The 14,284-nt window shown below is 41.7% G+C and carries 11 protein-coding genes; 1 reads left to right on the top strand and 10 read right to left on the bottom strand.

What is annotated here, in order from left to right; translation table 11 throughout:
• Positions 1-16: 16 nt before the first annotated feature.
• The gene (gene grpE / locus ACQKCG_RS09795) at positions 17-616 is read right to left on the bottom strand and encodes a nucleotide exchange factor GrpE (protein WP_134292680.1); all 600 of its coding nucleotides are present in this window, start codon (positions 614-616) and stop codon (positions 17-19) included.
• 433 nt (positions 617-1,049) lie between these two features.
• Here grpE and ACQKCG_RS09790 point away from each other — a divergent pair, with 433 nt between their 5' ends.
• Positions 1,050-2,462: an alpha/beta hydrolase gene (locus tag ACQKCG_RS09790; RefSeq protein WP_134292681.1), complete on the top strand. Its 1,413-nt coding sequence runs from the start codon at positions 1,050-1,052 to the stop codon at positions 2,460-2,462.
• A 40-nt stretch (positions 2,463-2,502) separates the two neighbouring features.
• Here the strand turns inward: ACQKCG_RS09790 and ACQKCG_RS09785 are convergent, their stop codons facing one another.
• From ACQKCG_RS09785 to fmt, 9 genes are all read right to left on the bottom strand, one after another.
• Positions 2,503-3,636 (bottom strand): metallophosphoesterase, encoded by a 1,134-nt coding sequence (locus tag ACQKCG_RS09785; protein WP_134292682.1) that lies wholly within the window; start codon positions 3,634-3,636, stop codon positions 2,503-2,505.
• A gap of 86 nt (positions 3,637-3,722) precedes the next feature.
• Positions 3,723-4,733, bottom strand: a complete 1,011-nt coding sequence (locus tag ACQKCG_RS09780) for a TIGR01777 family oxidoreductase (protein ID WP_134292683.1) — start codon at positions 4,731-4,733, stop codon at positions 3,723-3,725.
• Positions 4,734-5,674: 941 nt separating this feature from the next.
• The gene (locus tag ACQKCG_RS09775; protein WP_134292684.1) at positions 5,675-6,136 is read right to left on the bottom strand and encodes a hypothetical protein; all 462 of its coding nucleotides are present in this window, start codon (positions 6,134-6,136) and stop codon (positions 5,675-5,677) included.
• A 150-nt stretch (positions 6,137-6,286) separates the two neighbouring features.
• Positions 6,287-6,916: an L-threonylcarbamoyladenylate synthase gene (locus ACQKCG_RS09770; RefSeq protein ID WP_134292685.1), complete on the bottom strand. Its 630-nt coding sequence runs from the start codon at positions 6,914-6,916 to the stop codon at positions 6,287-6,289.
• A 117-nt stretch (positions 6,917-7,033) separates the two neighbouring features.
• Positions 7,034-8,284 (bottom strand): DNA-processing protein DprA, encoded by a 1,251-nt coding sequence (gene dprA, locus ACQKCG_RS09765; protein WP_134292695.1) that lies wholly within the window; start codon positions 8,282-8,284, stop codon positions 7,034-7,036.
• A gap of 75 nt (positions 8,285-8,359) precedes the next feature.
• Positions 8,360-9,469, bottom strand: a complete 1,110-nt coding sequence (locus tag ACQKCG_RS09760; protein ID WP_413775350.1) for a LysM peptidoglycan-binding domain-containing protein — start codon at positions 9,467-9,469, stop codon at positions 8,360-8,362.
• Positions 9,470-9,794: 325 nt separating this feature from the next.
• Entirely contained in the window at positions 9,795-11,216 is a 1,422-nt protein-coding gene (gene thrC / locus ACQKCG_RS09755; RefSeq protein ID WP_134292687.1) for a threonine synthase, read from the bottom strand.
• 46 nt (positions 11,217-11,262) lie between these two features.
• A complete protein-coding gene (locus ACQKCG_RS09750) occupies positions 11,263-12,834 on the bottom strand; it encodes a transcription antitermination factor NusB (protein WP_134292688.1) in 1,572 nt (523 codons plus the stop codon).
• Between the two features lie 65 nt (positions 12,835-12,899).
• A complete protein-coding gene (gene fmt / locus ACQKCG_RS09745; RefSeq protein WP_134292689.1) occupies positions 12,900-13,970 on the bottom strand; it encodes a methionyl-tRNA formyltransferase in 1,071 nt (356 codons plus the stop codon).
• Positions 13,971-14,284 lie beyond the last annotated feature (314 nt).

Below are 14,284 nucleotides of genomic sequence, written 5' to 3'. Positions count from 1 at the left end.
TTTAGCCCTAAAAATATTACTGACCAACACGAACCATGGCCGGACGTAATAGACGACCGTTTAGGCTATAGCCTTTTTGTAAAACCGTACCCACTGTATCTGCCGCTGCTTCTGGGTCAATACCCACTGCTTCATGGAAGTCAGCGTTGAACTTTTCGCCTTGTGGATCGACCACTTCTACGCCGTTTTTGGTCAATACCGCAACCAATGCTTTGTACGTTAATTGCACACCTTCAGCGACTGGATCATTGGCATCGGCATTTTCGATAGCGCGCTCTAAGTTGTCAACGATGTCTAACAATTCTTTGGCAAATTTCTGTAATGCAAACTTTTTGCTCTTATCCGCTTCTTGCTCCATGCGTTTTTGCGCATTGTAAGCTTCAGCGTTAGCGCGTGCAGTACCTTCTTTAGCTTGTTTTACTTCGCCTTCTAGCTCAGCAATACGTGCTTTGAAAGTATCAAGGTTGATTTCGTTTTCGATAGTCGTTTCTTCACCTGAATTATTCTGTGGATCAAACTCTTTCATGGTTTCTTCTAAGATACTGTCATTGTGATCAATATTCTCATGTGCCACATTTTGGTCAAGATTTTCGTGGTTCGGGTTTTGCTCGCTCATGATAGCTCCTTGGAATTTCAATAATGAAGATTAAGAGACGGCACAGTAGACCAAATCATTACTGGTCCTACTATGCCATTATTAAATGCTCGATGTTTCTAACTCATTGTTTTTTTAATACGCTTCAATAGCTGCTTGATAAAGGTGATAAGGACAAATTTCAAGCCTAGAGCAAAGGAATTTTTACCATTTATGACAAATATTCGTGAAGTCTGGTTAAAGAGATGCATCTAACGTTTTTACTCCATGTCAATAAATCTCAATATTTGCTCACAAAAAGAACAAAAAACCACTATTTATTCCAATTGCTTTACGCTTATTAATCAAGCTATTACCAAACGATACGCTATTATTCTGCTAGCTATTTTATCATTGCTATAAATATTATCGCCCACACTCAAATGCACGCTAAAAATCATTTATGAGAGCTGTTATGTCTAATTCAAAAAATTTATCTATCAATACTTTGCTTAATAAAGCATTGATGACATTGCACTTAGCGTCAAAAGAAAATCCAGCGTCAAGAGAGTCATCGAACCAAGATGCACAAACGTATGACTCATTAGAAAAACGTCTGAGCGTTAAAGAAAAAATACTCGCTTATAACCCTGTAGCAAACTACCAGCCGCATACATTGCACTATGCAATGAAAAGTCTCGGTTACTTACCAGACCCTATTTTAGAAGGGGTGATTGGTTACCTAAAAGGTCCTAATTCAAAACAGTATCTGCATGCAAACGCTCATCTACGTCTCATCCTTGCAGTAAATAGTTACCTCAAAACACCGTTAGAACTAACTCCAATGCCGGAGTTGCGTGAGAGATTTACTGCTGATGCGGTAGCCATGCAGTCACCTAGAGTATGGCAGCAAGCCAATACGACTATGCTAAGCAATATAAAGCCCTTCACTAAAAAAAATGATTCACCTGTTAGTTGGAAAGATGAAACGATTGCCAATGCAGATGATGGCGACATGACTGTCCGTTGTTATAAAGCCGGTGGCAAAAAATCTGGTTTTAGAAGAAAACGTATCCATAATCCCGACGAAACAGTCATGCTGTTTTTTCATGGTGGCGGGTTCTGCATTGGTGATGTCGATACACATCACGAGTTCTGTCATGCGGTCTGTGAGCAGACTGGCTGGTCTGTGGTTAGTGTCGATTATCGCTTAGCGCCTGAATGTCCTGCTCCCGCAGCATTGAAAGACTGTATCACTGCATATGCTTGGTTGGTTGAGCACTGTCACACGTTGGGCGCACTACCCTCTCGTATCGTCTTGGCAGGTGATAGCGCAGGTGGTGGTCTATCAACTTTAATTGCGCAGCAGCTGACCGCACCGAGTAAAAGCGCATGGGCAGACCTAGGGATAGATGGACAGAGAATGTTTAATCTATTAGAAAAACTACCTAAACCCTTAGCGCAGATGCCTTTGTATCCAGTCACTGATATTGAAACAGATTATCCTAGTTGGGAGCTATATGGCGAGGGTCTATTATTAGATCATGCTGATGTAGCAGTATTTGATGCTGCTTGCCTAGAGAATAGCCCACTGCCTCGCCTACATATACTGAACTCACCTATGCTGGGTGATAATAGTAAAGTTTGCCCAACTTACATTGTAGCTTCCGAGCTCGATGTATTACGTGATGAGGCATTTGCTTATGCAAAGCAGCTGAAAGGTTACGGCGTTGCTGTAGAGACCTATACTGTGCTTGGTGCACCGCATGGCTTTATTCACTTTATGAGTGTTCACCAAGGTCTTGGACAAGAGACAAACAATATCATTCATGGTTTTAGCAGCTTTGTACGTGAGGTCATCAGTACGCAATCGCGGTTAGCTGCATAGACCGTTAGTTAGCCAGCCAATTATTGATTTGTATAATTAACTAATTTGTATTGCCAGATAGTGTAATCAACCAAATCTCTGAGCGCGATCCCAATCGAAAGGGAATGCCCCAAAAACCATAACCAGAGGACACGACGAAGTGTCCTTTACCAATCTGCTCATAGCCATAACCTACTCGATTAATAGCATTGACGATGAAATTAGCGGGGAATACTTGACCGTTGTGGGTATGTCCCGAGACTTGTAAATCTATAGGTAATTGACTGTGATTATCTATATCACTCGGTCTATGATCTAACAATATAACTGGCTGCGACGTATCTACTTGCGCAAGCAGATCGGTAGTTGCTACACGTTGACGTTTATGATTATCAAAACGTCCAACTAACCATACTGGTTGACCCTCATGCTCGATACAGAGCACCTCATCGTTCAATAGTTGTATACCTGCATTTTGCAGCGCTTCGCTTATAGGTCGCTCATGACCATACAAATCATGATTACCCAATGTTGCATAGACACCACGTGGCAGAATGCTGCACAGTTCTGCTAGATTTTGTTCCATATGATATTCATTAAAGGCATCTGTATTATCATCCATAATATCTCCTGGCATTAGCAGCATATCTACACCAGAGCGAATCATAAGTTGATGCAATCTATCTATGGCTTTTACACCAAATAATCGCCCTATATGCAAGTCACTAGCGACTGCAATGCGTAACGGCTTGGTTAAAGGTTTATCTATATTAATAGACAGCTTGCGTATGACAGGCGCATAGGCACTATATAATGAATGAATAAATAGTCCGACAAATAGGAATAGCGCTAGTACTCTTAGCCCTATAGCCATTTCATTCGATTGGTGCAACGTACTGTCTGATAAAGAAATGACCAGTAGATACCCTGCGTAAAGTAGACTCACTGCCAACGCCGTCAGTATCATAAAATGCATGACTAGCATCCACCCACTAATCCAACGATAACTGTTAGCAAAAGCTCTTTTTACGCTCAATACTAATAGGCCATTAGTAATAATAAATACACTGGCCCATATCGTCGTCTGTAATGTTGGCGTTATCCAAGGCTGGAGCCACCACTGTATACTTAATACTGTACCTAAGCTAAATAACTGCAATAACAGAAAGATGGTGAAGAAAAATGCGTAACGCATGGACTGGCCTTAAACATAAATACGGTTCAGTAATTGATTATCAGAAGATAGTTATTAATGTTTCACATGAAACAACTGCTATATAACTATTTTTGGTTTTCTAATGCTTGCTGGAGTGTCGAGTGTTTGAACGAATAACCTGCATCCAATAGCACTTGTGGCAGCACCTTTTGACCATCAATAAGTAACGTGGACATTTCACCAAACATTAGTTTAAGTAAAAATTCCGGTAAGGTGAAAAAAGTGGGACGATGTAGCCATGAGCCAAGCGCTTTCGTGAAGGTGTGATTGGTCACAGGATTTGGAGCAGTAAGGTTATATACGATTGCATTTCTATTACTTGCGGTACTGTTTGCAGTCTTGATAGTGCTGTCACTAATAGGTGCATTGTCTTGGGCTAAGCTATTGGGGTAATTGACATCTGATTCGTTAGTAAATTTAAGCTGCTGCTCAATAATAAAGATGACCGCACTAACCCAATCTTCACGGCTGATCCAGCTCATGATTTGTTGTCCATTACCCAACTGTCCACCGACACCAAATTTAAAGGGTAGCAACAATTTAGCCACCATTCCGCCCTCAGGGTGAATAACCACACCTGTTCTGACAATAGCTACTGGAACATCATGATCGGTCGCTTTAAGCGCTAATTGCTCCCATTCATCACATAATGTATGAGCAAAATCCGTCTCATAATCGCTGTTTTCAGTCAGTGGCTTGTCGCCCTGCGTGCCATACCAGCCAATCGCTGATCCGCTCACCAGTAACTTGGGTTTGGTACTAGCACGTGCGATAAAATCCAATATCGACTGAGTAGGTTTGATACGGCTCGCCATCAACTGCTCTTTACGATCATCGCTCCAACGAGAGTCAGCAATCCCAGCACCTGCCAAATTCAAGATGACATCAAAGCTCATATCAGACATCGCAAGCTCGTCATAAGTCATCATATTGATATCATCGGGATGTGGTTGACTGCTATCACGAGTTAACCAAGTAATCGTCACGTCTTTATTCTGCGCGCGATATCGTGCCATTAGCTCTCGACTAAAAGCACTTCCCAAAAACCCTGAACCACCACTAATCAAAACATTCATACCCTACTCCCTATATGCCTCAAATATCACCACTATGACTTATCTTTGAGTTACTTATTACTGAAGTACTTATCGTTCAATAAAAACTAGACTGTTATAACCATCGTCTACTTTTTTGTGGTTTTTATCAAAACGACTTTTACATGCTTTTGGTAAAGGAAGGTGAGGAATGAAAGGTTTACGAGGTCAAACATTGCACTTTGATAATTACTGTCAAAGATAGAAGTTTTTTTATTAAAAAAGTATCTTAATTTTTTGGCTAATATTGCAGACTTTGTTTAGGTTTAGGTAATGCGGACATACCCACAATCAAAGCACTTATACCTCCTACTAAGCTAATCGCCAACCATGTACGAGCATCTTGACCAATAAAAAATGTGGCATTAATAGAAAAACCAACAAGAAAAACTCTTACCCACCATCTTTTGGACTTATATGTTTGTTTGGAAGCAAGCCATATACCGCACAATAGTGTAGGCATTCCAATAAGAAATACACCTGCAATAAGGTAAAAAGGTATGGCTACAGCGTATGCCAGACCTATATCCTTATTCCACATTATCAGTGATACTAAAATAGGGAATAAGATCAACTGATATAGCGTACCTAAAGTTAAAAATAAGGTGGTGTATCAAAAAGTATGCTAGCGATAAAAGTCAATAAGAAATCTATGCTAAGTTCCCTGATTCTATAGGGCTTTAAAGGCTTCAAAAATTGTTCGAATTTTAATCAGCATACTTTTTGATACACCACCAAAAATAAAAATATCACCATTTTTTTTGGATAGTGGCTGTTGTTATCTAACATTAGTTTTAACTCATAAGTTGGTCAATTTGTGAATGGAAATAATATAGCTGTTATAACCCATTTCGAACTTTCTTGACCATCCAAACGCATCATAATATTTCAGAAATAGTTTGATCAGCTCTTTATTTAATGGCTCAGCCTACGTCTTCAATATTTTCTTTCAATACTGGTAAAGCTGACATACCTGCTAATACGGCACTTACTCCTCCAGTTAAACTGATAGAGAACCATATCACTAAACCAAATTTAGAAAATATAAACCAAACAAAAAATAAAGCATTAATAAGAACTCCCATAAAAAAAGTTCTTATCCACCACCCATCTTGTATGTATATTTCTTTATACGAATGCCACTTTCCCATCATTAATGTAGTTGGCATCGCAAACAAGCCACCTGCAATAAGATAAACTGGAAAAAACAGTATGAACAATAGACCTATGCTGTTATCTGAGCTAAGAAGTGTCGCTATCCATGGAAAGATAATGAGCTCATACAGCGCACCTACGAATAAAAATAACTTAGTAACCTTCATTTTTGGATATTCAGCCAAACTTTCGTTCAAACTATGACTTGGCTGATTTAATTTATTTTTCATATGACTGCCTAAATCCTATTCAGGGCTACCGTCAGTATGTGATAAACAGTATTTGTGCCAGCATTATTGTAAAAATGTAGCTCATATAATAGAAAACATGTTGAGTAAGGCAAACAGGTAGCAAAAAAAAGTCTACATCTTTCTTGTCCACTAACGAATAACCAAGCCTGTCGTTGTGTCACGAATCTGGCTAGGTAAGGTATAACCCAATGTATCACCCTGCAAATAACCAATTTGCTCTTCGAAATAAGCATAGGCGGCATCAAAAGTGCTAGCAGGCGTTTGTCCTGATCGGTTGCAGCTTGTAGAAACCAATAGACCAAATGGATTCTGCTCACTGACCAGCTGTTGGCAAAGCTGGCGAACTGTAGGATGCGAGATAACTCGGACTGCAATAGTCTGATGCTGACCCGTAATCCACATGGGCACAGTGCTCGCAAGCGGCTGAGGAATCGGTAATAACCAAGTATGTGCTTGGCGATTGTGCTGTTCATCTCTACTATCGTCTGTCTGCCAACTATCAATAACCTGCTGGCGCTGCACTTCGTCTAAAGAGGCTAGCAAAGGTGCTAAGCGAGACACACTATCAGTAACGACTATCATGCCTTTGGCTTGTGGACGTTGTTTGATATCCAAGATACGCTGAACAGCTGCTTGGTCATAAGGGTCGCAACCAATACCCCAAACGCTTTCTGTGGGGTACGCGAGCAGTTGTCCTTCTTTTAGCCACTTAGCAGCTTGGATAGCAGAATTAGTAATAAGAGGTGTAGGTTGGCTCATGACTTAAACGGTTCGTAGAAGTAAATTCTAATAATACCATAAGAGAGATATTGTCTAGGAGAGTCTATAACTAAGGGCTATCTATGCCAGTGTCTAATAAGGAATATTTGCAATATTTTAAATGCGTAAATATCTTCCACCTTGTTCGCTGATAAGACCCATTAACTCAAGCTCCATTAGCTGACCAATCAACTGCGGCGGTGCAAGCTTAGTTGCACTAATAAGCGCATCTAAATCTTGCCCATGCCAGTCAAGCTGCTCATAGATTGCAGTTAAATGCTCAGGCACAATGACTGTGCTGCACGCAGGCTTTATCTCAGAGGATGGTTGCTGGCTAGTAGATTTGATTGAGTTTTTCTCTATATCAAACGCATCGGAAGTCTGAGTAACATTCGAGTGATTACTATTGAAAGTAGTAGCGTTCGCTGTTCTATAAGCGCTTTCATCATAGTCAAGCTGACCATTGACGTCTTCTAGTACTTGATGCGGATGATAAATCAAGGTCGCACCTTCACGTATCAAATGATGGCAACCCTCTGCATTACTATTATCAATATGACTGGGAATAGCAAAGACCTGTTTACCTTGTTCAGACGTGAGTCGTGCTGTGATAAGCGAGCCGCTTTTGATTGTCGCTTCCGTCACAATGGTCGCGAGACTCAGCCCAGCTACCAAACGATTGCGACGCGGAAAAGTATGTTTATGAGGCTGCGTATGCGGTAGTAGCTCACTGATAATGCAGCCACCTTGCTCAACAATTTGAGTAAATAACTGATCTCGATGATTGGGATAGTTCACATCGATCCCTGTACCCATTACACCAACCGTCCGTCCCTGATAGTCAGGGTCTGCCTGTGCTAATGCGCCTAAATGTGCGCGTTTATCCACACCCATAGCCAGACCGCTAGTAATAATATAGCCTGCTTGCGCTAAGTACTGCGCCATATCAAACGTGATTTTTTGCGCATGCGCGGTGGGTTTTCGGCTACCTACTATAGCGATTTGTGCTTGATGCAGGCGTGCGCTATTCCCACGATAAAATAATAATGGCGGCGGGTCGTAGATTTGTGAGAGTTGGGCAGGATAATCGGCGTCATCAGCGAATAGTAAACCATAACGCCCATCTATCAATGCTTGCTGAATCTTATCGATATTGGCGAGTGTTTGCTCTGGCTGTTCATGACGTTTGAGATGGGTATGATGAATACCGAGCTGCTTCCATGCCTCTACTTTGGCTTGCCAAGCAAGCTGCGGATAACCAAAAGAAGTGATCAGTTTGTGATAAGCAGATAACGACGCATTCACCTCATACCACAGCGCTAAGATAGCGCGCTGATCGTCGGATAAAGAAGAGGTGACTGCCGTCATTGTCATCTGTCTCGTATAGGCAAGCTTAGATTAGTATTTAGTTTAATATATTGCTTAATACAGCCTTATAGCTATTTATAGATAAGGAGGTGGTAATAACTGATCGCCAATATTAAGTGGCAGCTCAGAATCAAGTACATAGGCATAGCTGATGTGGTCAAAGGTATTAAAAATCATCACCATACCGCTAGGCTCGTTTGGTAGACGTACAGGTGTGTCATTGTCCTTAGTATCACGTACCAAAGGCCCTTTTTGATAAACCGTTAGCACATCACCTGGCTTAGCACCTTGCAAGCTACCCAAGTTAATAGCGACCACACTACCCTTTGCAGCCGAGCTGATAGAGTCCATCACACGTACGATCATACCGCCGCGACTGACACTTGCAGGCGTTGGATAAAAGACAGGAGGAATAGCGTTGTCTAACTCTACAAAGACGCGATCCCCTTCACGCACTTCTTTGCCATAGCTATCGATAAGCTGCAAGCTAGTCACACCATTACTTTCTGTAGAAGTAACAAGACCAGTCGCTACCTGCGTAACTTCTAAACCGATCACTTCTTGCGTTTTGGGGTCTACATATAGCTCACCCTCACGGTAGACGCCGTAACGTTGGCCCACGATAAGCGGTACGCCTTTAGCATAGACCTTATCACCACGCGCAGTAATTAAGTTACGGTTTTTAGAAGCTAAAATATAAGGCGTGGTATTAAAGTCTTGGGGATTTACGATAAGCATTTTATCAAGCCAATGCTGAATAGCTGACCACGGAATAGGAGGAATGCTATTGGCCGTCGAGGTAATCGCGACCGTACTTGTACTTACACTTCCAGTAAGCTGCTTTTCAACGCCAGCACAGCCTTCACCAGTATCAACGCCAATCAGCGTTTTTCCTTGAATCACACAAAGGATAAGAACATCATTGGGGTAGATAAGGTTTGGATTTTTGATTTGCTTATTGGTGGCCCAAATTTCTTTCCAGCGCCAAGGACTGTCTAGATAGCGACCTGAAATATCCCATAAGGTATCGCCTTTTTTGACGATATAACGATTGGGCGCATCAGCTTTGATAGTTGGCGGCGGATTGTTAGCTTGAGCCGTGCTCATCAACATGGCACTACTAAATGTCGTAACTAATAATCCTTTTGCCAGTGCTTTTGCTGTCTTTTTTAAGCTCATCTTCATCGTTATATCCACAATATGTACCACTGTGTTCGACATAAAGAACTGTACTTAACTTATCACTGCAAAAACCTCTAAAATTAATAAAAGTTTAATTATATCAGCAATTTACAAGTAAAATTCTCATGGCAATTATAGGGTAACTGTTCAGTGTAATTGGCTAGAATAATTCCTAAAAAAGCGCCTAGCACGATGATGACTTGCTGACGCCGTTTCTAATATTACAATTATATCTACCATAACACAATCATAAACACTTTATTACAATGGTGTAACTTTTACGCGGATATTTTTCCTTGCTGATGATAAGCCTAAAGACCGTTATTACTTAAGCAGAATTCGGCGTGACATGTTGGCGGATTTGTTCAGCAACCAGCTCAGCCTTATTATCCAGTACCACTACGTGCTGTGATAAATCTTCTAACCCTTCAGTATGCGCTGGACGAGCGATATCTATTTGACCTACTGCTTCCACAATAGTATCCGCAAACTTAACGGGTAATGCTGTCTCTGCACAAACAATAAGTTCACCATCTAACTGTAGCTCTTTAGCGACCTTGATACCATCAGCAGTATGTGGATCAACCAATTCACCATGCTGCTCATAAAGCGCTTTGATAGTCTGCAAGCGGTCGCTATGAGTAGATTTACCAGCAGCAAAACCGTAGCGGTTATTAACTGCTTCCATTAATTCAGACAAGTCAAACCCTCGACCTGATTTTACGCCGTCAAACAATTCATGAACGCGTGCGCTATCTTTTTCTAATAGCAAATAAACAAAACGCTCAAAGTTAGATGCTTTTGAGATATCCATTGACGGACTAGAGGTTACATAGGTTTTTTCAGTCGGACGCGGCTGATAAGCACCTTGATTAAAGAAGTCATTTAAAACGTCGTTTTCATTGGTTGCGACAATCAGACGGTCAATTGGCAGTCCCATTTCGCGAGCGATGTGACCGGCACAAATATTACCGAAATTACCTGATGGTACGCTAAAGCTGACTTTTTCATCGTTGCTCGTCGTAACCGCAAAGTAAGCTTTAAAATAGTAAACAATCTGCGCTAGGATACGACCCCAGTTGATAGAGTTTACCGTGCCTAAATTATAAGCGGCTTTAAACTCAGCATCTTGCTGTAGCGCTTTGACTATGTCTTGGCAATCATCAAACATACCATCGATCGCAATGTTATGAATATTGTTGTCGGTCAAACTATACATCTGCGCACGTTGGAACTCACTCATTTTGCCGTATGGTGACAGCATAAAGACTTCGATGTTCTCTTTACCTCGCAATGCATATTCTGCTGCACTACCGGTGTCACCACTGGTCGCACCAATGATCGTAATACGTGCGTCTTTTTTCTTAAGCACATATTCAAAGGCATTGCCCAAAAACTGCATGGCAACATCTTTAAATGCCAATGTCGGACCGTTTGATAATCCTAGAATATATAAATTGTCTTCGAGCTTGCGGACAGGAACAATCTCGTCAGAGCCAAATACATCAGCAGTATAAGTGCGCTCAATGATATCTTGCAAATCAGCCACAGGAATATCAGTGGCAAAACGCTGCATAATCGCCATCGCAAGCTTTGGATAGCTGAGCGTACGCCATTCATCAAGGGTTGCACTATCGATATTTGGATAATGCTCAGGCAACATCAAACCACCATCTGGGGCAAGACCCATCAAAAGCACATCACTAAAATCCATCGGCGCTGTCTGACCACGGGTACTGATATATTTCATTAGATTGTCCTGTCTACAATAATGTTATTCAATATTTAAAAACGGTTTATTCAGCAGTTTTTTGTAGCAATGCATAATAAAAACCATCGCCACTCGCGCTATCAATTGGTAAGCACTGACGACCGATTGCTTGTTCGATACCCCAACTGCAATCGTCAGTAAACTCAATCACTACTGCATCATTGTGATGAGTGATAAAGTCCTGCATTTGCTCGACGTTCTCTTGCTTTAAGATAGAACATGTCACGTACAGCAGATAACCACCAGCTTTGAGTTGTGGCCATAGATTATGCAAGATGTCTGCTTGTAGCAGCGCTGTTTGCTCGATGTCTTCTTCGGTACGCAAGATACTGATATCTGGATGACGGCGAATCACGCCAGTCGCAGTACAAGGAGAGTCCAATAATATCGCATCAAATACGGGTTCATTTGTCGCCGCTTTTTTATTTTTGCCATGCTGCCATCTGGTTGCATCTGCACAGACGATATTAAGTGCGACGCTTTTCTCTGCTTGCTGCAAATCATGCTGACTCAGATTTAAGCGCTGTAAATTCTCGCGAATACGCTCGATACGCGGTGCTTCATTATCGATAGCTGTTACTTTGATGTTGGTAGTCACAGGCGACGTTTTATTATCGTCTTGTTTCACGTGAAACAACGATGATTCGTCATTAGCGCTTATGAGCTCTAACCAGTGAGCAAGCTTGCCACCAGGTGCCGCACAAGCATCTAAAATGTGTATCTCATTATTCGTATTTTCCGTATCAGATTTTTCAGCACTAAGCTTAGCCATTAATGCTTTATTGATAATCGGTGCAGCTAACTGAGCATGCATATCTTGAACGCTAGCTGTTCCTAAAGCAAAATCAGGCAAAGCGTTAACGGCAGTGCTTTGATGTAGTCTAAGACCTTTGGTTAATAGCGTAGCAGTGGCAGACTCTGATGAGTTCGCTACCTTAAAGCCAGTCGTTAGCTCAACGATATCTGCATCAATTTCTGCACCATCCAATGCATGCTGATAATCTTCTACCGAAGTAACCGCAGAATTCACTCGTAAAAACATTGGAGCTGGTTGGCGCAAGCCTTGTGTCAGCTCATCATACTGCTCGCTCCAATCTTGCTTAAGCTGGTAAGCAAGCCAATTCGGTAGACTATGCTTTTTATCACATTTCTTACGGAATTTGCTTGGATTCTTGGCGACTTTACGCAAAATAGCATTTACTAAACCAGTCGAGTGAGCAAACTCAATTTCTTTGGCTGCTTCAACGGTTTCATGAATTGCAGCATGGTCAGCCACTTCTAAATATAGCAACTGTACTAAGCCGACTTGAATGGTGGTACGCACTTCAACTTCGTCGATAGGGTTGTCTGCTAAGCTATCGAGCAAACGTGCCAGCGCATGCCATTGACGCAATGTCGTGAGCAGTAATGCATGAGCAAAGCCTTTATCGCCATCGTGCAAACTATTCAATAATGGATCAAGGACGCTTGAGAGCGACTGACCATTTTGAATAGCCAGTAAGGTGCGAATCACACGCACGCGTACGCTGCCATTCATAATAAGATTGCTTGATGGTTTGAGCTTATTGTTTCTAGGCGCAGTACTGTTTTGTCTCATTAAATTTCATTTCCTTGACGTATGATCGATAGCGTCTTGTGCAAGTAGGTTAAATATAAGTAACGTTATTTTGTTTCTGACGTAAATTGATCGCCGTCATTTAATTGGTTGCCATGGCAAATTTGTTCAGCTGTCATTGGCTTACCACCTGCAAACTGCAAGTGAGTAATAGCTAAAGTGGTGGCTGATGATTCAGCGTCACTCTCTTTGCCACAAGCGACTAAGATCGCTTTTCGTCCGACACTGATAACCGTTCCAGCAGGTTCATTGGTTTGCTGCGATGTATTTACAGGTAAGCTAGCCAACACTTTGACGCGCTGCCCTGCTAGGAAAGTATAAGCACCTGGCCATGGTGTCAGCCCACGAATTTGGCGTTCAATAGTGGCAGCAGGCTGCGACCAATCAACTTCGCCTTCGGTTTTGACCAGTTTTTCAGCGTAGTTGGCTTGACTATCATTTTGAGCAATAGCTTGAGCTTGATAAGCAGCTAAATCTTTTAGCACCGTACTAATGGCTGTCGCACCAAGTGCAGCCATCTTATCATGTAGGCTAGCAGCGGTATCATCAGAGGCAATACTTTCGCTAACTTTATAAAGCATGTCACCTGTATCAAGACCTTTGTCCATCTGCATAATGGTAATTCCTGTCTCATCGTCTCCGGCCAAGAGTGCTCGATGGATAGGTGCAGCACCGCGCCAGCGTGGTAACAGTGAAGCGTGAATATTCAAGCAACCATGAGTAGGCGTCTCTAATACACCGATAGGTAGGATCAACCCGTAAGCGGCGACAATCATCACATCTGGTTGGTAGGTGCGCAGAGTTTGCCTAGCAGCCAGCCCTTCTGCACTAGACTTTTTAAAAGTGACTGGCTGCTCTACAGCGATATCATGTGCCAATGCAACTTCTTTTACCGCGGAGGCTGACAGTTTTTGACCACGACCTGCTTTACGATCAGGCTGCGTGTAAACAGCGACTATCTCTATATTCAGCGCTTCTTGCTGCTTAATTAATGACTCAAGGCTAATAGCAGCAAATTCAGGCGTACCCGCAAATACTACCCTTAATCGGTTAGTAGTTGGGTTATCATGGTCAGTAAGCGAGTTGGATGTATCAAAGGTAGGAGCAGTTGTAGTCATAATCATGCATTATATAAGGTTTATTTGTTCATTATAGGTGAGTTTACGGCGCAGTGCCATGATTGTAATGACCTCACTTCATGATAACCAATGACATTATTTGCCTTTATAATATCAAGAACATCGAACGTTCTGCTTATAGTTTTTACAAAACAATTTGGTGTTAATAGCCACTCTTTATAAACAGTAAGCCGTTATTCTGCTATAAATAGAAGGTAACACTAGAAATGTTAGACAATTCAACTGTCGTATAATTCACCTACTATATGTAGAAACTTCGTTTTTATTTCACTATATTTTTTCGTGTCGAGATA

The organism is Psychrobacter sp. NPDC078929 (assembly GCF_050267985.1).
Taxonomy (GTDB): Bacteria; Pseudomonadota; Gammaproteobacteria; order Pseudomonadales; family Moraxellaceae; genus Psychrobacter.
Note: the sequence above shows the minus strand (reverse complement) of the source record. Positions and strands in the feature narration are given on the sequence as shown.

Excerpts from the sequence above, each read along its gene's own strand:
- grpE (WP_134292680.1), bottom strand. The coding sequence starts at position 616 with ATGAGCGAGCAAAACCCGAACCACGAAAATCTTGACCAAAATGTGGCA.
- ACQKCG_RS09790 (WP_134292681.1), top strand. The coding sequence starts at position 1,050 with ATGTCTAATTCAAAAAATTTATCTATCAATACTTTGCTTAATAAAGCA.
- ACQKCG_RS09785 (WP_134292682.1), bottom strand. The coding sequence starts at position 3,636 with ATGCGTTACGCATTTTTCTTCACCATCTTTCTGTTATTGCAGTTATTT.
- ACQKCG_RS09780 (WP_134292683.1), bottom strand. The coding sequence starts at position 4,733 with ATGAATGTTTTGATTAGTGGTGGTTCAGGGTTTTTGGGAAGTGCTTTT.
- ACQKCG_RS09775 (WP_134292684.1), bottom strand. The coding sequence starts at position 6,136 with ATGAAAAATAAATTAAATCAGCCAAGTCATAGTTTGAACGAAAGTTTG.
- ACQKCG_RS09770 (WP_134292685.1), bottom strand. The coding sequence starts at position 6,916 with ATGAGCCAACCTACACCTCTTATTACTAATTCTGCTATCCAAGCTGCT.
- dprA (WP_134292695.1), bottom strand. The coding sequence starts at position 8,284 with ATGACGGCAGTCACCTCTTCTTTATCCGACGATCAGCGCGCTATCTTA.
- ACQKCG_RS09760 (WP_413775350.1), bottom strand. The coding sequence starts at position 9,469 with ATGAAGATGAGCTTAAAAAAGACAGCAAAAGCACTGGCAAAAGGATTA.
- thrC (WP_134292687.1), bottom strand. The coding sequence starts at position 11,216 with ATGAAATATATCAGTACCCGTGGTCAGACAGCGCCGATGGATTTTAGT.
- ACQKCG_RS09750 (WP_134292688.1), bottom strand. The coding sequence starts at position 12,834 with ATGAGACAAAACAGTACTGCGCCTAGAAACAATAAGCTCAAACCATCA.
- fmt (WP_134292689.1), bottom strand. The coding sequence starts at position 13,970 with ATGACTACAACTGCTCCTACCTTTGATACATCCAACTCGCTTACTGAC.